Origin of the sequence: Ulvibacterium marinum, assembly GCF_003626755.1 — a bacterium.
Classification (GTDB): Bacteria; Bacteroidota; Bacteroidia; order Flavobacteriales; family Flavobacteriaceae; genus Ulvibacterium; species Ulvibacterium marinum.
This window is the reverse complement of sequence record NZ_RBCJ01000002.1, coordinates 865176-889756: the sequence shown is the minus strand read 5'-3', so window position 1 is coordinate 889756 and position 24581 is coordinate 865176. Positions and strand designations below refer to the sequence as shown.

Genomic DNA, 24581 nt, shown 5'->3' with positions numbered 1-24581 from the left:
TGTATTTTCATGGAATAAACTATGAAAATGAAAAAGCTCATATTATTTTTTTTTTAGCTATAGGTGAAATTTTATTAGCCCAGCAAATCCTCCCAGAAATCGAAAGAGCCAAAGTGATAGATGAAATTCTGGCCGATCGTTTCAATAATCTCTTGCCCCAACTGATGGACGAAACGGATATTGACATGTGGATATTGATTTCAAGGGAATATAACGAGGATCCCGTGTTACGTACGATGCTACCGGCTCGTTGGTTGAATGCCCGAAGGCGGACTATTTTGGTTTTCTACAGGGATAAAGCAAAAAATACTATCGATAAGTTGGCGGTGGCCCGATACAATGTAGGGGATAATATCCTATCCGTTTGGGATAAGGAAAAGGAACCCGAACAATGGAAGCGTCTGATACAATTGATCGAGGAAAGAAATCCAAAGAAAATTGGGCTCAACTTTTCTAAGGACCATAATATTGCAGATGGCCTGGAGAAGACCGACCATGAGGAATTCATGCAGAATTTACCAAAAAAGTATCACAAAAAAGTGATTTCGGCAGAGCAATTGGCGGTAGGTTGGATAGAGACCCGGACCGCTCGTGAAATGATTATTTACAATCAGTTGGTGGATATAACGCATGACATCATAGCAGAAGCATTTTCTGAAAAGGTCGTTACCCCAGGAATTACGACTACTACAGAGGTAGAGTGGTGGATGCGCCAAAAGGTGACTAATTTAGGGTTGGAAACTTGGTTTCATCCTACCGTTGATGTACAACGGACCAGCGAGGAAATTGTGGGTCATCTCTATTCTTTTTCCGATCGTCCAGAGGATATGGTCATTCTGCCAGGCGATTTGCTGCATTGCGATTTTGGGATTACCTACTTACGTTTAAATACCGATTGCCAAGAACTGGCCTATATACTCAAACCTCGAGAAAGGGAAGCCCCTGAATTCTTACGTGATGCCCTTAAAAAAGGGAATAAGGTTCAGGATTTCCTGACCGACAATATGATTGCCGGACGTACCGGAAATGAAATTTTGGCCAAGGCCCTCCAAGACGGACGTGAAGCAGGGCTACGTCCTGCCATTTACACCCATCCCCTGGGATCTTATGGGCATTCCGCGGGCACCACTATAGGTATGTGGGATGCACAAGGCGGGGTTATGAAAGCCGATGGAGAAAATTATCCGTTACGGCCCAATACAGTCTATGCCATAGAACTGAATACAACGGTAACCATTCCAGAATGGAAACGGGACATCCGGATTATGTTGGAAGAGGCCGGGTTCTATGGTGAGGATGGATTTCGATATGTTAATGGAAGACAAACAGAATTACTCCTTATACCAAGGATAAAAGAACATTTGGGTGAATAATGTTCGGCATTGTTTTTGTGGTTTTTTTTCTATATATTTAGTAAAAAACATCAAAAACCCCCGAAATTATGAAGCATTTTCTTCCAGTATTTCTGTTTTTACTTTTGGGTCATGTCCATTCCCAAGAGACAATCAAAACGATAAAGGGCACAATATCCGATGGCCAAGACCCTTTAAGAGACGTAAACATCACCGTTAAAGATACGGACAGGGTAGTGAGTACCGATGCCTCTGGAAAATATGAAATAGACACTCATGAAGGTGAGACTTTGGTCTATAGTCATATCGGCAAGGAAACCTTGGAGATCTTGGTAGAGGACGTAACCACCTTTTTGAATGTAACCTTAAGGGATAAGATTCAGGAATTGGATGAGGTCGTAGTTACAAAAAGGTATCATAAGACCCAAAAGGAACTTTATGGAGAATATAATGGCAACAAGAATTTAATAAAAACGATTTATGGAATTTTGGATATCAGCAAAATGCCATTTCGGGCCCAGATTATCGATGGTGATGACATCAATTTATCCGCTGTGGATATCCTAACGGTTTTACGGGCAAAAATTCCAAATGTCTTCATTCCCAACAACACGGCAGGTAGAAACGATACTCCTGTATTTTTCCCTCGGGGCGGATCTGCTCCGGTTCTATGGGAAGTAGACGGAATGTTGATGCGATCTGCACCTACGTTTATAGACATACAGAGTATTGATAGAATGGCCATCATTCAGGGTCTAGGGGCATTGGTCAAATATGGTAGTCCTGCAGCAGGAGGTCTGATTGTCATCAACACAAAAGTGGCTAACTTCAGTCGGGAACCTGGAACAAACCTCCCCTATGATCAAGCGAAGTTGCGAAACAATTTTTTTGAAAAAGGGGATGCGATGGGCTCGGAGAATTTGGCCGTACCGATGTATGTACAGATGTTACACGCTACGGTTGATTGGAACGAAGCTAAGGAAAGTTATTTCCAGCTTGAAAAGATATATGGGCAGTCGCCTTATTTTTATTTGGATGCACGATCCTATTTTCAAAAAGAATACAAGGATAAGGCTATGGTCAAAATGATTACGAATAATATTGAGGCCAATTACTCCAACAATCCTATTATCCTTAAGGCTTTGGCCTACCAATTGGATGAAGAACGGAATTACGGTGCCTCATTGGAACTGTACAAGAAAATTTTCATCCTACGCCCACACTATCAGCAATCCTATCATGATTTGGCACATGCATACAAAAACAGCGGAAAAATTGAGCGGGCGGCTCTGCTCTATGCCCGACACCAATTTTTGTTGAGGGAAGGGCTCTTCAATAAATCTGAAACCTTTTCGGATATTCTGGACCGGGACTTCAATAATTTATTGGTACAGGAGGGAGAAGTACTCTCACGGGAAAAGGTGTTTTTTACATCCGATGAAGATGATTTTAGCGGAACACGGCTGGTATTCGAATGGAACGATAGCGAGGCCGAATTTGAACTACAATTTGTAAACAACAACAAGCGGTATTATACATTTAAGCATACGTCGTTTGACAATGAGAACCATTTCAAGGATGGGAAGCAAAACCGTTTTTCGTGCCAGGAATATTTAATCTACGACCCCAATGGAACTTGGCAAGTAAATGTCAACTATCTGGGAAATAAAAGTCTTACGCCCACCTATATAAAGGCTACGGTTTACTATGATTATGGAAAACCCTATCAAAGACATGAATCCAAGGTTTTTAAATTAAGGGTCAAAAATAGCAATCAGGAGTTGTTCAAGGTTCAAACCGGGGATATGCTCACTGCTAGGTGAAATTGGTATGGAAATTACTATCTGCTACAACTTGGATACCGTCTTTCATTGATGTGATTCCCAAAAACGAGAGGGGATTCAGTTACGATTATATCAAAAAGTTGGGATACCGCTAGCAATGGAGATCGTGCCTGACATGCAGATTGGAAATAAGAGAAATTCCTTTCAACCTCAAGAACAAAATCACATTTACATGGATGATATCTGGCGTAATTTTTGTAGTACTTTTCAATGATTTTATTAAACATCACTAAAAACACAAACCGCTATGAAACATCTTCTCCCGACATTCCTTTTTTTACTTTTTTCCCATGTTTATTCGCAAGAAACCCTTAGAACAATAAGAGGTTCGGTTTCTGATGGCCAAGGACCCCTGGAAGACGTAAATATTTCCATTAAAAATACGGATAGGTTGGCAAAGACCGATCAATTTGGAAAATATGAAATCAGTGCCCGTGAAGGTGAGACTTTGGTCTATAGTCATGTTGGCAAGGAAACCCTGGAGATTTTGGTAGAAGACGTAACGACTTTTTTAAACGTAGCCTTAAAGGATGAAATTCAAGAATTGGAGGAGGTTGTTGTGACCAAAAAGAAATACCGCAGAACACAGAATGAACTCCTTGAGGAGTACGACACCGATAAAAACTTGATCAAAACGTTTTATGGTGTTATGGACACTAAGATGATACCATCTAGGGTCCAAATTATAGATGAAAAGAATATTAATCCATCTACCATTGATATCTTGACGCTTTTGCGTGCACAGGTTCCAAACATTTTGACTCCCACCAGTACCGTAGGTTTGAATTTAAATGATATTCAGGTTTTTTTTCGTAGAGGGATTACATCCATTAAAATCAGAACACCGGTTTTGTTTGAAGTAGATGGAGTTTTACTCCAACAAGTTCCCATGTTCCTCGATATACAAAATATCGAAAGAATTGCTGTTATACAAGGTCTAGGGGCATTGAACAAATATGGTAGCCAAGCAGCAGGCGGTCTGATTATCATCAATACAAAAACGGCCAATTTTAATAGGGAACCTGGAAAAAGTGGACCCTATGATCAAGCAATGCTACGGGATAATTTTTTTGAAAAGGGAGATGCCCTCGACCCTAGAGATATGGCTATGCCCATTTATCTTAAGACCTTACGCTCTACCACTAATTTAGGGGAAGCCAAGGAGAGCTATACCCAACTGGAAAAGGTAAATGGCAGATCTCCCTATTTTTATTTGGATACACGTTCTTACTTTCAAAAAGAATGGCAAGATAAAACCATGGTGGAAATGATTACAAAGACTATTGAGGCACGGTATTCTGATAATCCGATTATCCTTAAGGCTTTGGCCTATCAAATGGATGAAGAGGGAAATTATGAGGCTTCGATGGAGCTCTACAAAAAAGTATTTGTCCTTCGCCCACATTACCAGCAGTCCTACCATGATTTGGCGAATGCTTACAGAAATAACGGGAAAATTGAACGGGCTGCCTTGTTGTATGCTAGGCACCAGTTTTTGCTGCGCGAAGGATTTTTTAGCAAGTCTGATACCTTTTCCAATATTCTAAATCGGGACTTCAATAATTTAGTAGGCCAAGAGGGAGAAGTACTTTCCCAGGAAAAGGTATTTTATGTATCCGATGAGGATGATTTTAACGGAACGCGGCTGGTATTTGAATGGAATGATGGTGAGGCAGAATTTGAATTACAGTTCGTTAATGGTAACAAACAATATTATACTTTTAAGCACACGGCGTTTGACAATGAAGAACTTATAAAGGATGAAAAACAAAACGGCTTTTCCTGTCAAGAGCATCTTATTTATGACCCAGAAGGTATCCGGCAGGTGAATGCAAATTATTTGGGAAATAAAAGTCTAACCCCTACCTATGTTAAGGCTACAGTTTATCAGAACTATGGAAAACCCTCCCAACAGCAGGAATCCAGGGTTTTTAAGTTGATGGCCAAGAATCGCAATCAAGAGTTGTTCAGGATTCAAGCAAACGGAATACTTTCCATTAGGTAGGATTAAGGGTTGTTCAAATAAAGGCCTTATCAGTGATGTAGGGTAGCTTATATGGCTTTTAAACCTGTAACACACCCATATTAAACGATTTTTCAATGGGTGCGTGATTCGCTGCCTCAATTCCCATAGAAATCCATTTTCTTGTTTCCAATGGATCAATTATGGCATCTGTCCACAAACGCGCCGCTGCATAGTATGGGGATACTTGGTTATCGTATCGGTCCTTAATCCGGTTAAAAAGCTCGTTTTCCAATTCTTTGGTAATCACCTCACCTTTCTTTTGTAAGGAAGCTTTTTCGATTTGCAATAATACTTTGGCCGCGGAATTACCACTCATAACGGCCAGTTCGGCACTTGGCCAGGATACGATGAATCTTGGGTCATAGGCCTTTCCGCACATGGCATAATTTCCTGCACCATAACTATTCCCAATAATTATGGTAAACTTGGGAACCACACTATTGGCCACTGCATTCACCATTTTGGCACCATCCTTTATGATACCCCCATGTTCACTTTTGCTACCCACCATGAAGCCGGTTACATCCTGTAGAAAAACCAAGGGAATCTTCTTTTGGTTGCAGTTGGCAATAAAACGGGTTGCCTTGTCCGCGGAATCCGAATAGATAACGCCCCCAAATTGCATTTCCCCCTTTTTAGTTTTAACTACTTTTCGCTGATTGGCTACGATTCCCACGGCCCAACCATCGATTCTTGCATAACCAGTTAAAATGGTCTTTCCATAACCTTCTTTGTACTGCTCTAATTCCGAATTGTCAACTATCCGTTCTATTATTTCTAGCATATCATATTGGTCGGTACGTGAACCAGGAAGAATACCATATAGATCCTTCGGATTTTTTTTGGGCTTTGTGGCTTCGGTTCGATTGAATCCGGCTTCATTGAACCCACCTATTTTACCTAGTATACTTTTAATAGTATCCAATGCGTCCGTATCGTCCTTGGCCTTATAATCGGTTACACCGCTAATTTCACAATGGGTAGTGGCCCCGCCCAGGGTTTCATTATCTATTTCCTCTCCAATGGCCGCTTTTACCAAATAGCTTCCTGCCAGGAAAATACTTCCAGTCTTGTCTACGATAAGCGCTTCGTCACTCATGATAGGCAAATAAGCACCACCGGCTACACAACTGCCCATTACTGCGGCAATTTGAGGTATTCCCATACTGCTCATCTGGGCATTGTTCCTAAAAATTCTACCAAAATGTTCCTTGTCAGGAAAGATTTCATCCTGCATTGGAAGAAATACCCCGGCACTGTCTACCAAATAGATAATGGGCAGATTATTTTCCATGGCAATCTCCTGCGCCCTTAAATTCTTTTTACCTGTAATCGGAAACCAGGCACCGGCCTTTACGGTGGCGTCATTGGCAACTACCAAACACTGTTTCCCGGATACATATCCGATTTTTACGACCACACCTCCGGATGGGCAGCCACCATGTTCCGGATACATATCTTCACCGACCAAAGCTCCAATTTCCAAGTTATCCTTCCCCTTGTCCAACAGGTAATCGATACGTTCACGGGCGGTCATTTTTCCTAGCGAGTGTTGTTTTTCTATCCGGGATTTACCTCCCCCAAGTTTTACCTGTGCCAAACGTTTTTTAAGCTCGGAAAGCAATAATTTGTTATGATCTTCATTTTTGTTGAACTTAAGATCCATGCTATTGGTAGTTTCTTTTAAGGCATAAAGATAGCAGTATTATTGATTAACTTTGGCAAAATAAAAAACCGGTATGGGAGATACAATTCGTTGGGGAATCATAGGTCCGGGCAAGATTGCCCATAATTTTGCAAAGGACCTAAAGTTGGTTTCGGATGGGATTTTAACAGCCGTGGCCTCTAGAAATATTGAAAAAGCAGAACTATTTGCAAAAGAGTACAATGCAAAACATGCTTTTGGAAGTTATGAGGAGTTATTCAATTGTGATGAAGTTGATGTAATCTACGTTGCCACTCCCCACACCCTACATGCCCAATGGAGTATTATGGCGATGGATCATGGCAAACATGTACTCTGCGAAAAGCCTATGGGGGTAAACCTTTCCGAAGTTGAAGAAATGATAGCCTGCGCCAAACGGAACCAAGTCTTTTTAATGGAGGCCCTTTGGAGTAGATTCAACCCAACAATACGTAAAGTAAAAGAATTGATTGATGCCGGTGAACTTGGTGAAATCGGCTACCTCCATGCAGATTTTGCGTTTTACGGACTGGACCGATCGGAGGAAGGAAGGGTGTTGAATCCAAATTTGGCCGGGGGCTCACTGTTGGATATTGGGATTTATCCTATTTTTTTAGCCTATGTACTGCTAGGCAAACCAGAAAAAATAAAGGCAGCTTCCCAATTTTACAAGACCGGGGTTGAAGTTCAAACTTCTATGATTTTTGAGTATGAAAGTACCCAAGCCCTGTTGTACAGCGGACTGACCTCCAATTCAGAAATGAAAGCTGAAATAGCCGGTAGCGAGGGTTCAATTTTCATTCATCCCAGATGGCATGAGGCACAAGGGTTTTCCATGGAAAAGGGTGATGGCTTGGATAGCTTTAATCAACCGACGAAGGGGAAGGGATATACCTATGAAATTGAGGAAGTACATTCCTGTTTAAAATCCCAAAAGCTGGAAAGTGACCTTTGGTCCCGTCAAAATAGTTTGGATTTGATAGGACTATTGGATGAAGTCCGCCGACTTACGGGAATCGTTTTTCCCTTTGAGGAATAAAGTTACCGGTCCAAATCGCAGAAAATCCCATAAAATTCCGATATTTGGAATTACCACAAACCAAACTAGGACAAATGGGAATGAACAAAAACACGGTGCTTGCCTGGGCTACATTTATTATGATCGTAGTAGGATGCTCACTTATTGCGCTTGGAGCCTTTAGATATGATGACGTTGCAGGATGGGGTTTTGCATCGGTCGGTATCGGTTTTTTTGCTATTGCATGGGTCTTTAATGCACTAAAGGGAAGGGTCTAAAACTTAAAATTCCATCTTAGTTAAGCACAGTAAGTTCACTTTTGGTATGTATAACTTTGGCTTATCTCAAGGAAATCCGTTTAAACGGTACAAGCCATTAAAAAAAATCTCTTCACATTAATCCAAAAACTAATATTTAAGAAATGAGCGACGATAAGAAAGTCATTTTCTCAATGGCAGGGGTTACAAAAACGTACAAGAATGCGAATACGCCGGTACTTAAAAATATTTACCTCAGTTTTTTTTACGGTGCGAAAATTGGGATTCTTGGCCTTAATGGATCTGGAAAATCCACCTTGTTAAAAATCATCGCCGGAGTAGATAAAAACTATCAAGGGGATGTTGTTTTTTCCCCTGGGTACAACGTGGGTTATCTGGAACAAGAACCGCAATTGGATGAGGAGAAGACCGTGCTCGAGGTAGTAAAGGAAGGAGTTTCCGAAACTGTTGCCATTTTGGACGAATATAACAAGATCAATGATATGTTCGGTTTGCCAGAGGTATATGAAGATACGGATAAGATGCAAAAGCTAATGGACAAACAAGCGGACCTCCAGGATAAGATCGATGCCTCTAACGCTTGGGAGCTTGATACCAAGCTTGAGATAGCCATGGATGCATTGCGCACCCCAGAGGGTGATCAAAAGATCGGGGTACTTTCGGGAGGAGAAAGAAGAAGGGTAGCCTTGTGCAGATTGTTGCTTCAGGAACCTGAGGTTTTATTGCTGGACGAACCCACCAACCATTTGGATGCGGAATCCGTACACTGGTTGGAACATCACTTGGCCCAGTACAAGGGAACCGTAATAGCTGTAACCCATGATCGCTATTTTCTGGACAATGTAGCCGGATGGATTCTGGAATTGGATAGGGGAGAGGGCATTCCCTGGAAAGGAAACTATTCCGGTTGGTTGGACCAAAAGGCAAAACGATTGGCACAAGAGAGCAAACAAGCCTCCAAACGCCAAAAAACACTGGAAAGAGAGTTGGACTGGGTACGCCAGGGCGCCAAAGGGAGACAGACCAAACAAAAGGCTCGTTTGAAGAACTACGATAAATTAATGAGCCAGGATCAAAAACAGCTTGATGAGAAACTGGAAATATACATCCCCAATGGACCTCGTTTAGGGACCAACGTTATTGAAGCTAAAGGAGTTAGCAAGGCCTATGGGGACAAATTGCTATATGAAAATTTGAATTTTAAGCTACCCCAAGCAGGTATCGTAGGCATTATTGGACCGAACGGTGCCGGGAAAACTACTATTTTCAGAATGATAATGGGCGAAGAAACTCCGGATGGCGGAGAATTCGTAGTAGGGGATACGGCAAAAATCGCTTATGTAGACCAAAGTCATTCCAATATTGATCCGGAGAAAACCATTTGGCAAAACTTTAGCGATGAACAGGAATTGGTCATGATGGGTGGAAGACAAGTGAATTCCCGGGCATATCTAAGTCGTTTTAACTTTTCTGGTAGTGAGCAGAACAAAAAAGTGAACATGTTGTCCGGTGGAGAGCGCAATAGGCTCCATTTGGCCATGACTTTAAAGGAGGAAGGCAATGTGCTATTGTTGGACGAGCCTACCAACGATTTGGATGTAAATACCTTACGCGCCTTGGAAGAGGGGCTTGAAAACTTTGCAGGCTGTGCTGCTATCATTTCTCATGATCGCTGGTTCCTAGATCGTATTTGCACGCATATCCTTGCCTTCGAAGGCGATTCTCAGGTATATTTCTTTGAAGGTTCCTTCTCGGACTATGAAGAGAATAAAAAGAAACGTCTGGGTTCCGACCTTATGCCGAAACGGATAAAATACAAGAAGTTGATACGATAATCATTTTAAATATCCTCAAAAGTCATCCTCGGGATACCAATCCAGTTGCACCACTTTTATATTGGGGTCTCCCTCATTGACAAGTCTCTTGAATTTAGCAACATCGCTTACATTGGGGTTTCCTCTGTAATGGTAGGGGTATACTTGCTTTGGCCGGAATTCCAAGACCGCGTCCGCAGCACTTTCCAAGGTCATGGTGTAGGGCAGGTTCATGCAAACAAAAGCCTTATCGATATTTTTTAAGTTTCGCATTTCAGGGATATCTTCCGTGTCACCGGAAAAATAAAGTCGTTGCCCACCCATATTCAAAACATATCCATTACCACGGCCCTTTTCATGGAATTTTTTGGCTTCTTCCCGTAAATTGTACATCGGAACGGCCTCAACATTTATTTCATAACGTTCCTTGGAATCGCCGTTGTTCAAAACGTCGATTTGAGGAGTGAATTCTTCAGGTATTTTATCGGCTACGGCTTGGGGCACCATTATTTTTGCCTTTTTGGTATCCAGTTCCTGTAAGGTCTCCACATTAAGGTGGTCACCGTGAATATCCGTAATCAAAATTAAATCTGGTTGTTTTTGCCCATCAAAAGCTTTTGCACCACCTACGGGATCTATATAAATGGTGACGTTATTCCATTCTAGCACTGCTGTCGCGTGGGAAATAGGGATAACCTTAACTTCTGAACCTTGCTCATTATTTGGGGTTGGCGGAGCAGGTTTTTCCATTGCTTGCAGAGGGTCCGAATCTTTAAGAGGTGAAGGCTTTGCTTTTTCCTTGCAACCCAAAAGTGCAAAACAATAGCTTAAAAGCACAAAAAATATTTTTTTCATGGTATCAACTTTTATAGAGTTAATGCTCTTATCCTATAGAACAGGTTATTTATCAATTTTTTGAATCGAATACCAATTCCATTTTGATATCGCTCCGTTTATACGGAATCTCCTTTTCCAATTCCACTTCTACGAAACCATACTTCCGATAGATATAGAGTGCGGTATCCAATTTAGTACTTGAATATAATACAATTTTACGCCACTGGTTCTCTTTTGCAAAGTCTATAGCAAAGGATAAGAGCTTTTGACCAATTTTTAAACCTTGATAGCTAGGATCGACCGCCATCTTGCCTAATTCAAAAACTCTTTCATCAAAAGGGATAAAGGAAAAACAACCGGCGATTTCGTCTTTATATTCAGCTAAAAAAATAAATCCACCTGTATCGATAATGGATTCTTGACAATTTTCAAGTAGCAATGCATCTTTGGCCTCCACATGAAAATACTTTTTGAGCCAGGCAATGTTCAAATCCCTAAAGCTATGGGCATATTTGGGTTCAAATGGTACTATTCTTATGGACATTGAAAAGTAAAATCGCTTTACTGTAAAGTTACTATATGTGCCGATTTGTGTTATAGGATTTTTAATTTTTTTCGGCCAAAAAATCTAAATAGAAAAATGAACCGTATATAGACTGATACGAACAAACACTTTTTAAAAGTTAAACAAGCTTATTTTAATTTTAACATTATGACTGAAACAAAAAGTAACAACGGATTGAAGGTATTAGCAGGTTTGCTAGGTGTGGTACTTCTAGGTACCATCATCTACACCGTTAGTCTTTATCAGGATAAAAAGAAAACGGAGACCGTGCTTACCGAAGAAAAGGCACTTGTGGTCGAGGACCTCAATAGCCTAAAGTCAGAATATGACAAAGCCATTTTGGAGAGTAATGCAACCAATGAGGAATTGGTAGAGGCACGGGACAACATTGCCAAGTATATCGATTCTGTAAAGTCTATGAAAGGGGATATTGCCTCATTGTCAAGGTACAGAAGACAAGTTAGCGTGCTAAAGGCGGAAAGGGAACAATTGATGAAACAAGTAGATTCTTTGACACGTTCTAATACTCTTATTGCTATGCAACGGGACAGTACTTATAACGAATTGGAGAAGCAGACTATTTTTAACGATTCCTTGGTTGTACAGAATACACAATTGGCCGATGCCGTTGAGAAAGGTTCTGCATTGAACTTGTCCAAATTCAATGTTGATGCTGTAAAAGAGCGCAACAACGGAAAATTGGTTTCTACCTCCAGAGCCAAAAGAACGGACAAATTCAAAATTTGCTTCACTGTTGCGGATAATGTAATTGCCGAAGCCGGTGATAGGGAGTTCTTTTTGGAAGTATTGGATCCTCAGGGGAATGTTCTAGGAGAAAGCTTCTCCAAGACCAATGATTCTGGAGCTTCCGTAACTTATAGCAAAGGAACCAATTTCTACTATGAGAATAAATCCTTGGACGTTTGTGATTACATCAATAAGCCTTCAGGTGATTTTCAAGGCGGGAACTATATGGTGAACGTTTATGACGACCGATTGAAATTATTGGGAACCTCCAAGTTCACACTTAAATAATATACACTATCCATTAATACAAAGAGGGGTCGATTCTTAAGAATCGACCCTTTTTTTGTTTCTGAAAACCTGTTCCTGGATATACCTAATTCTATTCCGACTTCCGTTGGAGAAAACGAAGTCCAGACTATTTAAGGCTACCCACCATATCTTCAGGTTTTACCCACGCATCATATTCATCCGAAGTAACATACCCCAAATTAATGGCCTCTTCCTTGAGTGTCGTTCCATTTTTATGGGCCGTATTGGCAATTTCAGCAGCTTTATAGTATCCTATTTTAGTGTTCAAAGCGGTGACCAGCATTAAGGAATTGTTCAATAAGGTTTTAATAGTTTCATGATTCGGTTCAATGCCAGCTGCACAATTTATATCAAAGCTTACACAGGCATCTCCCAACAATTCGGCAGATTGAAGTATATTGGCCGCCATTACAGGTTTAAATACATTTAACTCATAATGTCCCTGTGTTCCACCAACCGTAATGGCCACATCATTGCCCATAACCTGTGCGCAGACCATGGTCAGAGCTTCACATTGGGTGGGGTTTACCTTTCCTGGCATAATGGAGCTGCCCGGTTCATTGGCGGGGATAATGATTTCCCCGATACCTGACCGTGGCCCGGAGGCCATCATGCGAATATCGTTGGCAATTTTGTTCAAGGAAACAGCCAATTGCTTCAATGCCCCGTGGCTTTCCACAATTGCATCATGTGAAGCCAAGGCCTCGAACTTGTTTTTCGCAGTCTTAAAGGGGAGCTCTGTAAACTCAGCAATGTATTTCGCTACCAAAACATCATAACCTTTTGGGGTATTGAGCCCAGTTCCTACCGCTGTACCCCCCAAAGCCAGTTCGCTTAAATGGTCTAAAGTGTTTTTCAAGGCATTTAATCCATGGTCTAACTGGGAAACATAACCAGAAAACTCCTGCCCCAAGGTCAATGGTGTTGCATCCATCAAATGCGTCCTGCCGATTTTTACTACTTCTGCAAATTCCTGTGCTTTTTTATGTAATGTCTCCCTAAGTTGGGTCACCCCGGGAATTGTGGTCTCAACTACTTTTTTATATGCCGCGATGTGCATTCCAGTAGGAAATGTATCATTGGAGGACTGTGATTTATTGACGTCATCATTAGGCTGAATAGTCTTTTCACCTTCACCTATTGTATTTCCGGCAATTTCATGGGCCCTGTTTGCGATCACCTCGTTTACGTTCATATTGCTTTGAGTGCCCGAACCGGTCTGCCAAATGACCAGTGGAAATTGGCTATCATGCTGCCTGTTTAAGATCTCATCGCAGACCTTGGCAATCAAATCCCTTTTTTCTTCGGAAAGTACACCCAACTCATGATTGGCAAAGGCCGCCGCCTTTTTTAAATAGGCAAAACCATATACGATGTCCAAGGGCATGGATCCCGATGGCCCTATTTTAAAATTATTTCTTGAACGCTCCGTTTGAGCACCCCAGTATTTGTCCGAAGGTACCTTTACCTCACCCATGGTGTCTTTTTCTATTCTAAAGCTCATTTTTAAAGTGATTTGATTTATTACAAAGGTACGCCTTAGCGGTTTTATTTCCATTGAGACTCTTCAAAAAATCAGCAATAGTAAGGATGATATTTTTTTGATTTCAATTTGCAATATTCCTATTTTTCAAACTATCTTTGTATCGTTAAAACGAGAGATATGTTCGAATTTGACCAGTATTTGGGATTCCTAGCTTTTTTGACCATTTTAACCATAGGCTTTTGGTTGATGATTTTTTTATTGGTCTTTGTTGTTCCGTATTGGTTGACAGGTAACTTGATAGAGCTCTTCAAAGAAAAAAGAGAGGCTAAGAAGGCCAAGAGAGAAGCATAAAAAAAGAAGCCATTTTGGCTTCTTTTATTTTTTGTAAAGAGATATAAAGGAAACCGCTATTCCTTGTCCTTGGATTTCTTCTTTTTTCTCTTTTTCTTTTTTTGCTTCTTTTGTGCTTTTTGAAGGCCGTCTTTCTGAAGTTGAACAAAGGCCTCATATTTTTCCAAGGGCAGTCCAGCTTTTAGTTCCTCATCCTGTTGCTCGGTGATTTTTGCCATACCCTCTCGCATTTTATCAGGGGGAAGCTCCAAAATTCGCAATTCCATACGTTTTTGTAGATATTTTTTAAGAACCGAACTTAAAACGGCGGTCTCGAATTCATTGAGTTCCAAAGTTGTCGCTATTTTTGGCATTTCGCCATCCACTATTTCTTCGGCGGTCTTGGGCTCAGGTTCTTTAGGTGTTATATCTGCTTGTGGAATAGCACTTCTGCCCCTTCCATAACCGTAGCCATACCCATTCCTTCTTCCATACCCGTATTGCGCTTGCAGTTCCGCACCCGCGAGCAGAAGCACAAAAAAAGCAATTAGAAAGCGCGTATTGGTTTTCATGACGTTCTGTTTTATAGTGTTCTAAATGCAACCCAAGGCCCAACGATCCTTGGCCAAAACCTTGCTAAAGCAAGCAATCAATAAATATACCAAATTCTTAAACTTTAAACTAAAGAAGCGAACAGTATCTCTATAAGACCTCCTGGATACGCTCAGGCGGTCTGCCGACTACCGCTTTGTTTCCCTTTACTACGATAGGCCGCTCAATTAGTTTGGGATATTGGATCATAGCTTCAAGTATCTCCTCATCGGAGAGCAATTTGCCTCTGAACTTTTCCTTCCAAATAGCCTCATTCTTGCGTACAAGGTTTTCAGGGGAAATGGAAAGACAGCTCAATATCTGGCGAAGTTCCTCCTTTGTGGGTACATCTTCCAAATATTTTATCACTTCAAATTCCTTTCCGGATTTTTCCAACAGGTCCAGTCCCTCCCTGGACTTTCTGCATCTGGGATTGTGGTATATTTTAATCATAGTTTTAAGGATTTAGATGTGGAAGCAAGGGTAACCGTAAAATGAGTTTGCCAGTTTCTGTTCGGTGAAAAACAAAGATACCAATCTCTTGCCTTCTTAAAAAGTGTACTCTATTAAAAACATGCTGCATTAGAAATCAATCCCTCTTTTAGGGATCCAAAATCCTTTAAGATTGTTAATTCCCCAAAAATATATGGGGTTAATTTCCAATGGATAAAAAGTTAAACGATTGTCTCTCAATTGCTCGATTTTCTTAATATTTGCCCCTATCTTTCACTATAGAAACTATACCACATGGCTTTAAAAGTTGCAATATCCCACAAAACCAAATATAGCTATGACCGTCGGGTAAAGCTCTCTCCACATATCTTTCGTCTGCGGCCCGCTCCCCATAGCAGAACGCCCATAGAGGCCTATTCCATTAAAATAAAACCTGAGGAACATTTTTTTAATTGGCAACAAGATCCCTTCGGCAATTATCTGGCTCGGCTCGTCTTTCCTGAAAAGACAAATGAGCTTTCAATTGAGGTTGAAATTATCGCCGATATGAAGACCATTAACCCATTTGATTTTTTTGTGGAAGAAGCGGTAGAGGATTTTCCATTTGGGTATTCCGATGCTCAAAAAAAAGAATTGCTGCCCTATTTGGAAATCACCGAAGAAGGTCCTTTGTTGAAGGAATGGTTGAAGAAAATTGACCAGACCCCACGCCGCACAATAGATTTTCTTACGGAATTGAACAGGAATTTGTATAGCTCCCTTAATTATACCATCCGTATGGAGCCCGGTGTACAGAGTTGCGAACAAACCTTGGGCAATAACCTGGGCTCGTGTCGCGATTTTGCATGGCTTACGGTTCAAATATTACGTCATTTGGGCTTGGCTGCTCGTTTCGTCTCCGGGTATTTGGTACAGATGAAGGCGGACGAAAAATCATTGGACGGCCCTTCCGGGCCCGAGGCCGACTTTACGGATCTTCATGCCTGGGCCGAAGTGTATTTGCCAGGGGCAGGGTGGATTGGTCTGGACGCCACATCTGGCCTATTGGCTGGTGAAGGACATATTCCTCTTGCCTGTACCCCATCATTCGAAAGCGCCGCTCCTGTTTCCGGTTTTACGGAACCCTGTGAGACGCAATTTGAATTCGACAATTCCGTAACCCGAATCTTTGAATCCCCGCGGGTGACCAAACCCTATACAGAGGATCAATGGAACGCCATCTATAATTTGGGATTTGCCGTTGAGGAAGAGCTACAGCAAAATGATGTACGTCTTACCATGGGTGGGGAACCTACCTTTGTCTCCGTGGATGATATGGAATCCGAGGAATGGAACACCGAGGCCGATGGTAAGCATAAACGGAAACTAGCCAGTTCCCTTTCTCGAAGACTGTTGGAAACATTTGGTAGAGGGGGAATACTACATCATGCCCAAGGCAAATGGTATCCCGGGGAACCATTGCCCCGATGGCAAATTGGAGTACATTGGCGCAAGGATGGTGAACCTATTTGGAAAGATCCCAAATGGTTGGCGACATTTACGGACACCCATGAACTGCCGGATGGAATTACGTTGACCTTTCTCAAGACCTTGGCCCAATACCTAAAGTGTCCGGATAATAGCATTCTGTCTGCATATGAGGATGCCTTTTATTTCCTATGGGAGGAAGGCAGGTTGCCAGTGGATATAGACCCCAAGCAATACAATAAAAAAGATACTGCCCTTCGGAGAAAATTAGGAGAAGTACTGGAACAGGGTATCGGAAAAGAGGTAGGTCATGTGTTTCCCTTGGCCGAAAAGGCAGCGAAATGGATTACCAATCCTTGGGAATTCCGAAGTAAACATCTGTTCCTGACCCCAGGGAATTCCCCCATCGGTTTGCGCTTACCACTGGACTCCCTTCCCAAAGACCCAAAAATACCTTCCGAACCGACTGCTGAACCGGAACTTTTTGAACCAAAACCCGATTTAAAACCATATGGAACGGCCCTTCGCAAGAGGATGGATTCAACCTTAAAGCCCTTTAAAAATCAGCCCTACGTGCGTACCGCGATTTGTGCAGAGGTTCGCGAGAACAATTTGTATCTTTTTCTTCCTCCTTTGGATAGCGCAGAGGCCTTTGTGGATTTGGTGTCCAGTGTTGAGGCGACGGCAAAGGAACTTCAAGTACCCGTAATTATGGAAGGATACGAACCTCCACGGGATAATCGCTTGGAGGTACTCAAGGTAACCCCGGACCCTGGGGTTATCGAAGTAAACGTACATCCGGCTAAAAACTGGCAAGAGTTAACGGATAATACTTTAAAGCTCTATGATGAGGCTAAAAAATCCCGGTTAGGTACTGAAAAGTTTATGTTGGACGGCAAGCATACCGGAACTGGAGGTGGAAATCATGTAACCTTGGGTGGATTTACTCCGGCGGACAGTCCTTTACTACGTGACCCGCGATTATTACGTAGCTTATTGACCTTTTGGCAGCACCATCCTGGTCTGTCCTATCTATTTTCGGGGGCATTTATAGGCCCTACCAGTCAAGCGCCACGTGTGGATGAAACACGTTTGGAAAATTTATATGAACTAGAAATCGCCTTTTCCCGGATTCCGGAAGGCAAGGAGGTGCCCTTTTGGTTGACGGACCGCCTTTTTCGGCATCTACTGACCGATGTTACTGGAAACACACATCGTGCGGAGTTTTGTATTGATAAATTATATTCTCCCGATTCATCTTCCGGGCGATTGGGTATCCTGGAATTACGAGCGTTCGATATGCCGCCACATGCCCAAATGAGCCTGATGCAAATGTTGTTGGTACGTACCTTGGTTTCCTGGTTTTGGAAAAAACCATACGAACATGGTCTAGTGCGCTGGGGTACGGAACTACACGATAAATTCCTTTTGGAACACTATGTAAAGAAAGATATCCGGGATGTGGTTTCCCAATTGAACGAGGCGGGTTATCCCTTTAGATTAGATTGGTTCGACCCCTTCTTTGAGTTCCGTTTTCCACTCTACGGCATGGTTGAAATCGATTCAATGCAATTGGAATTGCGCATGGCCATTGAACCTTGGAACGTACTAGGTGAGGAAATGTCGGGTAGGGGAACCGCCCGTTATGTGGATTCTTCCCTAGAACGGGTTCAGATCAAAGTAAAGAACTTTACCGAGGAGCGATATAATATCACCTGTAATGGGGTAAAGGTAGAATTGAGTCCTACAGGAATCAAAGGCGAATTCGTAGCCGGGGTACGTTATAAGGCCTGGGAGCCCTGGTCCGCCTTGCACCCTACCATAGGTGTGGACACGCCATTGGTATTCGATGTTGTAGATATGTGGAACAAGAAATCCATTGGCGGATGTACCTACTTTGTGTCACATCCAGGGGGGCGGTCCTACGATACCTATCCCGTTAACAGTTATGAGGCCGAGTCAAGGAGAATCAATCGTTTTTGGGACTTTGGGCATACCCAAGGGGAAATCCTGCCGACCGAAACGGTAGCTTCAACAAATTTTTCAGGGAGAACCGTGGAACCTAAGGATGCTTCGAATACCTTTGTCTACAGGGAGATTCCGATAAACCCGGAATTTCCACATGTTACCGATCTAAGAAAGAAGTAATCACAAATGGAATGCCGATAACAAAGACAAGTTGGTTAAATAGTTATAGTACCTTCCAAGGATATGACGAAATGTATACGTCACAAAATACCGTTAGGCCCTATTGGCAAAAACTCCTCACCGGTTTTGACCGATTGGGAGTTGATGGGTTGATGGGCCGCCAAAAGGACATTGACTGGCTCCTTTCCGAAAATGGGGTAACCTACAATGTTTACAATGACCCAAAGGGAATGCATCGTCCATGGAATTTGAACGTGGTGCCCTTTTTATTGCATCAGGATGAATGGAAAACCGTGGAGACTGGTTTGAAGCAAAGGGCCGAATTGTTGAATTTGGTATTAAAGGATGTATATGGAGAGCGCACCTTGATTAAAAATGGAATCGTGCCCCATGAAGTTATCTACGGACATAGGGGGTTCCTAAGACAATGTTCAGGAATTGAATATACCACACGGAAGTTCTTATCCATCTATGCGGCCGATTTGGCTCGTGGTACGGATGGGCGTTTATGGGTAGTCAATGATCGTACTGAGGCGCCGTCCGGAATGGGTTACGCTTTGGAAAATCGTTCAACGACCAGCCGAATCCTGCCAGAAATGTATACCGAAATGAACGTGACCCGTTTGTCCGGTTTCTTTCAGGAATTGAATCAAACGTTGGTTGAGGCTTCCCCCATAAAAAAAGAGAATCCCAACATTGTGATATTGACCCCGGGGTCACATAACGAAACCTATTTTGAGCATGCCTATTTATCTTCCTTTCTGGGCTATCCCCTGGTTCAAGGCAATGACCTTGTGGTACGTGATGGATTCCTTTGGATGAAATCCCTACAAGGTCTAAAACAGATCGATGTAGTTCTTAGAAGGGTAGACGATGCATTTTCTGACCCGTTGGAACTGCGCGAAGATTCTCATTTGGGCGTAGCCGGGTTGTTGGATGTAGTCCGGAGAAAAAATGTTTCCATTATTAATCCGATTGGTAGTGGTGTCATGGAGAATCCTGGATTAATTCCCTTCATGCCCAATATTGCCAAATATTTTTTAAACCAAGACCTTATCTTACCACAGATAGCCTCTTGGTGGTGTGGTCAAAAGAAAGAAAAACAATACGTTCTTGAGAACCTATCCAAATTGGTCATAAAGAGAATTGATCGTACCAATAGGGAAAGTATCCATTTTGGGGAATTTCTTAACCCAGAGGAATTGGACGCGTTAAAAAGGAATATTGAACAAAGGCCCTACAGGTTTGTCGCCCAGGAACGGATTAGTTTTTCCACGGCTCCCAACTTTATAAAAGATTCCCTCGAACCGAGAAATCTGGTGACACGGGCCTTTTGTATTGCCTCTCAAAACGATTATAGTATTATGCCCGGTGGATTGGTACGAGTTGCTCCCGGTCGTGAAACTATCCGGGTTTCCAATCAGCGTGGAGGTACAAGCAAGGATTTTTGGATATTGGAGGATCAACCCATAAATGAAGCTAAAATTGGGCTTTGGCAAAAGAGACCTTCCATTGCGGCCTCCGGCTTGGAAGATCTTCCCAGTCTTACCGCCGAGAACCTTTATTGGGCAGGGCGCTATGTAGGACGTACTTTGGTAAATGCGCGCTTTATTCGAATGGTGATGCGCCAATTGAGCATGATTCAAAACCCGAATGAGGAACCAAATTCGGAAAAACTTAAGACCCTTCTAAAAACCACGACCCATTTGATGGGTACCTATCCCGGATTTGCCGAAAAAGCAGAGAAAGGCCCACAGGCCATGGAAAATCCCTACAAGGAAATACTTTCTGTTATCAAGGATAAGGATAGGGTAGGCAGTTTGGCACATACCATTGGTATGTTCAGTAATTCGTACTACACCATTCGGAACCTGTGGTCGTCGGATATGTGGCGTGTTTTTGAGGATATTCAAAAATTATGGAAGTCTTTCCAGGATGAAGAGCAGCCTTCAATGAACCGCATTCTCAAGGTTCTCAATCAGTTGATAACCCGTTTAATCGCATTTATGGGCCTCGTTGAGGAAAGTATAATGATTCAACAGGGATTGTTGCTCTACTTTATTGGTCTACAGTTGGAACAGAGTATGTTGACTATTGTCAAATGCCGTTCTCTTCTAACTATAAAATATGACGCCCACACCGAATATGACCTTCTGGAATATCTACTGATCAGTAATGAAAGTTTAAATATCTATCGATATAGTTATCGATCCTATATCCAATTGGAAGATGTGTTGAACTTGGTTGCTCTTGACTTGGATTATCCCCGCTCTTTGGCCTATATGCTGAACAGGCTTCAAAAGGATATAGCCCGCTTGCCCCAATCCAACCATAACAACCATTTAAATAGCTATCAAAAGTTTGTTTTTGAAGCCTTTGCCAAGCTAAGCTTGGCGGAAGCTGCCACATTGTCCCAAACAGGAACGGAAGACCATTTTGTAAGAGAATCGTTGGACACTTTGATGGAGGAACTATCGGACTTGCTACACCAGACTTCACAATCAATTACCAGTACCTATTTTAATCATACGGATAAGCAAAATCAATTGTTCACACAGTCTTTCCCCATTTGATCATGCTCTTTAACATAACCCATACCACAAAGTATCAGTACAATGCACCGGTAAGTTATGGTCATAATATTGCAACATTAAGGCCTCGGAAATCCAAAGGACAGGAACTGCTGGATTACACTATTGAGATTTCACCGGAACCTGCCGAGATTTCGGAACGGATAGATTTTTTTGGCAATTATATTACCCGTTTCTCCATACAGACGGAACATGAAGTACTTAAGGTGACCACCAAGAGTCAAATTAAGAGGGAATACGCTCAATTTCAGGAAGGCTTTTTTTCAGATGCCTGTAAATCTGTTACTATGAAAAGCGCCCTTGAGTCATTACAATCAACGAATTTAGATATATTGGATGCCAAACAGTACATTTTGGAATCTATTTTCATAAAAAAAATGGATGCGGGTATTCACGAATATGCCCGAAAGTCGTTTCAAAGTAATCGTTCGGTATTTGATGCGGCCTTTGAATTGATGCAGCGAATCTATACAGATTTCGATTTTGTATCGGGTTTTACCAGTATTTCTACTCCCATACGTGAAGTAATGGAAGAGAAAAAAGGGGTTTGCCAAGATTTTGCGCAAATCGCAATTGCCTGCATTAGATCTGTGGGCCTACCGGCTAAATACATAAGTGGTTATATTGAGACATTACCTCCACCCGGTGAGGAGAAACTGGTTGGAGCTGATGCGTCCCATGCCTGGTTTTCCATTTTTATCCCTGGTTTTGGCTGGGTAGATTTTGATCCGACGAATAATCAAATTCCCAGGGATCAGCATATTGTTGTAGGTTGGGGCAGGGACTACTACGATGTACCTCCCTTAAAGGGTGTGGTTTATGGCAGTGGCCAAAGTAAACTAAAGGTAGCCGTGGATATTGCTAGAATTGAGTAAAATTGCTTCTCAAAAAAGCTTACCCGGAACTAAAACAGCCTACTCCTCCTTTTGCCCCATCATCATTAAATAAGCCTTTAGGAAGTTATCCAGGTCCCCGTCCATTACGGCATCCACATTTCCGGTCTCCTCACCGGTTCTAACGTCCTTTACCAGCTTGTAGGGGTGCATTACGTAGTTACGGATTTGTGAGCCCCATTCTATCTTCATTTTGGAGGATTCGATTTCTTGCCGGGCTTCCATCTTTTTGCGCAGTTCAATTTCGTATAACTGGGATTTCAACATTTTTAAGGCCGTGGCCCTGTTATCATGTTGGCTTCTGGAATCCGAACAGGATATTTGTATGCCCGTAGGTTTATGTACCAATTGTACTTTGGTCTCCACCTTATTCACGTTCTGCCCACCCGCACCACTGGATCGTGCCGTTGTTATTTCTATGTCGGCCGGGTTTACTTCTATTTCTATACTATCGTCGACAAGTGGATATACGTAGACGGACGCAAAAGAAGTATGACGTTTGGCATTGCTATCAAAAGGGGAGATGCGTACCAAACGATGTACACCGTTTTCACCCTTCAACCAGCCAAAGGCAAAGTCGCCCTCAATTTCTAGGGTAACCGTTTTTATACCGGCCACATCGCCTTCCTGATAGTTGAGTTCTCGTATCTTGAAACCGTTCTTTTCGCTCCACATCATATACATTCGCATGAGCATGGCGGCCCAGTCGCAACTTTCCGTTCCTCCAGCACCGGCCGTAATCTGAAGTACGGCGGTCAGTTCGTCACCTTCCTCGGAAAGCATGTTTTTAAACTCCAGCTTCTCCAATGCTTGTTGGGCCTTTTGGTGTTGGGTCTCTACTTCCGCTTCCGTCACTTCCCCAGCTTCCTGAAATTCCAACAACACTTCCAAGTCCCCTACCAAAGTTTCCGCGGCCGTATAATCATCTACCCATTGTTTTTTGGATTGGATGAATTTCATATGTGCTTGTGCCTCTTGGGGATTGTCCCAGAAATCCGGGGCCAAAGTCTTTTCCTCCTCGTTCTCTATCTCAATACGTTTGGCATCGATGTCAAAGATACCTCCTTAACGCACCGAGGCGCTCAATAAGATCTTTGGATTGATCTGTAGTAATCATAATATTAAATTTCCAAACAAAAATAAGTTTCTTTTTTGGATGCAAAAGAAAAATCAACGCTATCGTTCCATCCTATCTTCAAAAGAAAATAAGGTGTTGAAAAATTGGGGCTTGTTAAAGCAACATCTAGCCGAGACACTTTATTGTTGTTGTTCCGACAATACCTTAACAGTATGGGAAGTGGTATTGGCTCCATGGGCGTATACTACGCCTATTAAAGGGGAACAATCCTTATAATCCTTGCCATGACATACCTTTATATGATTGGTATTGGCCAGAAGATTGTTAGTTGGGTCAAAGCCCACCCAACCGATATCTGGCACATATACCTCTGCCCATGCGTGCATCTGAGAGTCACCGAAATATCCATGGCCTTGGTGCAGATACCCGGATACATATCTGGCCGGAACTTTATTTTCCTTGACAACTGCACAAAATAAATGGGTGAAATCCTGACATACTCCATTTCTTTTTTCAATGATTTCCTCCAAGGGTGTGTCTACATCCGTAACCCCGGGTTTAAAAGAAAGGTATTCAGAAACCCAACCATTAAGGTTCTGAATATTTTCAAAAATGGTCTTATTTTCATCAAAAGTATACATATCGATATAGGTGTTTGGAAGTCTGGTCAAACTTGTCCTTCTAAGAAAAGGTTCAAAATCCACTTGAAAGTTCAATTCTTCCAACTTGTCGTAGTCGGCCTTATTGTGGTGGGGCAATGAAAAATCAAAGGGATTGGTTTCCTTTTTTATAACGGTAAAGGAAGCTTGAAAGGAGATATCGTTGAATTTTTGTCCGGGGTGCACCCTTATGGTCTTAAAACCGAAACCGTTGATCGAGGTCTGGTTTACATCGTGTAGCGAATTTGAGAACTCCCAGGATACCAATTGTTGGCTTTCATTATCTTCTGGAATAATCAGGAATTGCCAATAGGCATCGTTCACCAAGGTATCATAATGATTCTTGGCACTGTACTGAATGGAATACTCCTGATACATATAGGAAGTTACGGGAGGTAAAGATAACAAAGA

At 42.2% G+C, this 24581-nt stretch carries 19 protein-coding genes; 11 read left to right on the top strand and 8 right to left on the bottom strand.

Annotated elements, in window-relative coordinates; genetic code table 11:
- Positions 1–113 precede the first annotated feature (113 nt).
- The 3 genes from D7Z94_RS11030 (at position 114) to D7Z94_RS11020 (ending at position 5201) form a co-directional block, all read left to right on the top strand.
- On the top strand, positions 114–1373 hold the full coding sequence (locus tag D7Z94_RS11030; protein WP_317125775.1) for a M24 family metallopeptidase: 1260 nt from the start codon (positions 114–116) through the stop codon (positions 1371–1373).
- A gap of 68 nt (positions 1374–1441) precedes the next feature.
- Positions 1442–3175 carry a carboxypeptidase-like regulatory domain-containing protein gene (locus D7Z94_RS11025; RefSeq protein WP_120711603.1) on the top strand — a complete coding sequence of 578 codons (1734 nt, stop codon included), beginning with the start codon at positions 1442–1444 and terminating at the stop codon, positions 3173–3175.
- A gap of 268 nt (positions 3176–3443) precedes the next feature.
- The gene (locus tag D7Z94_RS11020; protein ID WP_120711602.1) at positions 3444–5201 is read left to right on the top strand and encodes a carboxypeptidase-like regulatory domain-containing protein; all 1758 of its coding nucleotides are present in this window, start codon (positions 3444–3446) and stop codon (positions 5199–5201) included.
- A 58-nt stretch (positions 5202–5259) separates the two neighbouring features.
- Here D7Z94_RS11020 and D7Z94_RS11015 read toward each other — a convergent pair whose 3' ends face one another.
- Positions 5260–6888, bottom strand: coding sequence for an acyl-CoA carboxylase subunit beta (locus D7Z94_RS11015; RefSeq protein WP_120711601.1), 1629 nt, complete (start codon positions 6886–6888; stop codon positions 5260–5262).
- 73 nt (positions 6889–6961) lie between these two features.
- Between D7Z94_RS11015 and D7Z94_RS11010 the strand changes: the two genes are divergently transcribed.
- The 3 genes from D7Z94_RS11010 to ettA all read left to right on the top strand — a co-directional run bounded on the left by D7Z94_RS11010 (position 6962) and on the right by ettA (position 10037).
- Entirely contained in the window at positions 6962–7945 is a 984-nt protein-coding gene (locus tag D7Z94_RS11010; RefSeq protein WP_120711600.1) for a Gfo/Idh/MocA family protein, read from the top strand.
- Positions 7946–8019: 74 nt separating this feature from the next.
- On the top strand, positions 8020–8202 hold the full coding sequence (locus tag D7Z94_RS11005; protein ID WP_120711599.1) for a CAL67264 family membrane protein: 183 nt from the start codon (positions 8020–8022) through the stop codon (positions 8200–8202).
- Between the two features lie 143 nt (positions 8203–8345).
- The gene (ettA, locus tag D7Z94_RS11000; protein WP_120711598.1) at positions 8346–10037 is read left to right on the top strand and encodes an energy-dependent translational throttle protein EttA; all 1692 of its coding nucleotides are present in this window, start codon (positions 8346–8348) and stop codon (positions 10035–10037) included.
- A gap of 15 nt (positions 10038–10052) precedes the next feature.
- Here ettA and D7Z94_RS10995 read toward each other — a convergent pair whose 3' ends face one another.
- Both D7Z94_RS10995 and D7Z94_RS10990 read right to left on the bottom strand, forming a co-directional pair.
- Positions 10053–10871, bottom strand: a complete 819-nt coding sequence (locus D7Z94_RS10995; protein ID WP_120711597.1) for an MBL fold metallo-hydrolase — start codon at positions 10869–10871, stop codon at positions 10053–10055.
- A 52-nt stretch (positions 10872–10923) separates the two neighbouring features.
- The gene (locus D7Z94_RS10990) at positions 10924–11397 is read right to left on the bottom strand and encodes a GNAT family N-acetyltransferase (RefSeq protein WP_120711596.1); all 474 of its coding nucleotides are present in this window, start codon (positions 11395–11397) and stop codon (positions 10924–10926) included.
- Between the two features lie 168 nt (positions 11398–11565).
- Here D7Z94_RS10990 and D7Z94_RS10985 point away from each other — a divergent pair, with 168 nt between their 5' ends.
- Positions 11566–12453, top strand: coding sequence for a hypothetical protein (locus D7Z94_RS10985; protein ID WP_120711595.1), 888 nt, complete (start codon positions 11566–11568; stop codon positions 12451–12453).
- Positions 12454–12580: 127 nt separating this feature from the next.
- Here the strand turns inward: D7Z94_RS10985 and fumC are convergent, their stop codons facing one another.
- Positions 12581–13978: a class II fumarate hydratase gene (gene fumC / locus D7Z94_RS10980; RefSeq protein WP_120712027.1), complete on the bottom strand. Its 1398-nt coding sequence runs from the start codon at positions 13976–13978 to the stop codon at positions 12581–12583.
- Between the two features lie 159 nt (positions 13979–14137).
- Here fumC and D7Z94_RS25770 point away from each other — a divergent pair, with 159 nt between their 5' ends.
- Complete coding sequence (locus D7Z94_RS25770; protein WP_170158840.1) at positions 14138–14311, top strand: hypothetical protein; 174 nt, start codon at positions 14138–14140, stop codon at positions 14309–14311.
- 56 nt (positions 14312–14367) lie between these two features.
- Here the strand turns inward: D7Z94_RS25770 and D7Z94_RS10975 are convergent, their stop codons facing one another.
- Together D7Z94_RS10975 and arsC are read right to left on the bottom strand one after the other, a co-directional pair.
- Positions 14368–14862, bottom strand: a complete 495-nt coding sequence (locus D7Z94_RS10975) for a hypothetical protein (RefSeq protein ID WP_120711594.1) — start codon at positions 14860–14862, stop codon at positions 14368–14370.
- 130 nt (positions 14863–14992) lie between these two features.
- Positions 14993–15334: an arsenate reductase (glutaredoxin) gene (gene arsC / locus D7Z94_RS10970; RefSeq protein ID WP_120711593.1), complete on the bottom strand. Its 342-nt coding sequence runs from the start codon at positions 15332–15334 to the stop codon at positions 14993–14995.
- A gap of 294 nt (positions 15335–15628) precedes the next feature.
- Here arsC and D7Z94_RS10965 point away from each other — a divergent pair, with 294 nt between their 5' ends.
- The 3 genes from D7Z94_RS10965 to D7Z94_RS10955 are packed head-to-tail and all read left to right on the top strand — an operon-like array spanning position 15629 to position 22415.
- A complete protein-coding gene (locus D7Z94_RS10965; RefSeq protein WP_120711592.1) occupies positions 15629–18949 on the top strand; it encodes a transglutaminase family protein in 3321 nt (1106 codons plus the stop codon).
- Positions 18950–18960: 11 nt separating this feature from the next.
- Positions 18961–21522, top strand: a complete 2562-nt coding sequence (locus D7Z94_RS10960) for a circularly permuted type 2 ATP-grasp protein (protein WP_120711591.1) — start codon at positions 18961–18963, stop codon at positions 21520–21522.
- 2 nt (positions 21523–21524) lie between these two features.
- Positions 21525–22415 carry a transglutaminase family protein gene (locus tag D7Z94_RS10955; protein WP_120711590.1) on the top strand — a complete coding sequence of 297 codons (891 nt, stop codon included), beginning with the start codon at positions 21525–21527 and terminating at the stop codon, positions 22413–22415.
- A gap of 39 nt (positions 22416–22454) precedes the next feature.
- Here the strand turns inward: D7Z94_RS10955 and prfB are convergent.
- Together prfB and D7Z94_RS10945 are read right to left on the bottom strand one after the other, a co-directional pair.
- A protein-coding gene (prfB, locus tag D7Z94_RS10950) for a peptide chain release factor 2 (protein WP_120712026.1) occupies positions 22455–23550 on the bottom strand; the annotation gives its coding sequence in 2 pieces (ribosomal slippage) (positions 22455–23486 and positions 23488–23550; 1095 coding nt in all).
- Positions 23551–23690: 140 nt separating this feature from the next.
- Positions 23691–24548, bottom strand: a complete 858-nt coding sequence (locus D7Z94_RS10945; RefSeq protein ID WP_120711589.1) for a transglutaminase-like domain-containing protein — start codon at positions 24546–24548, stop codon at positions 23691–23693.
- Positions 24549–24581 lie beyond the last annotated feature (33 nt).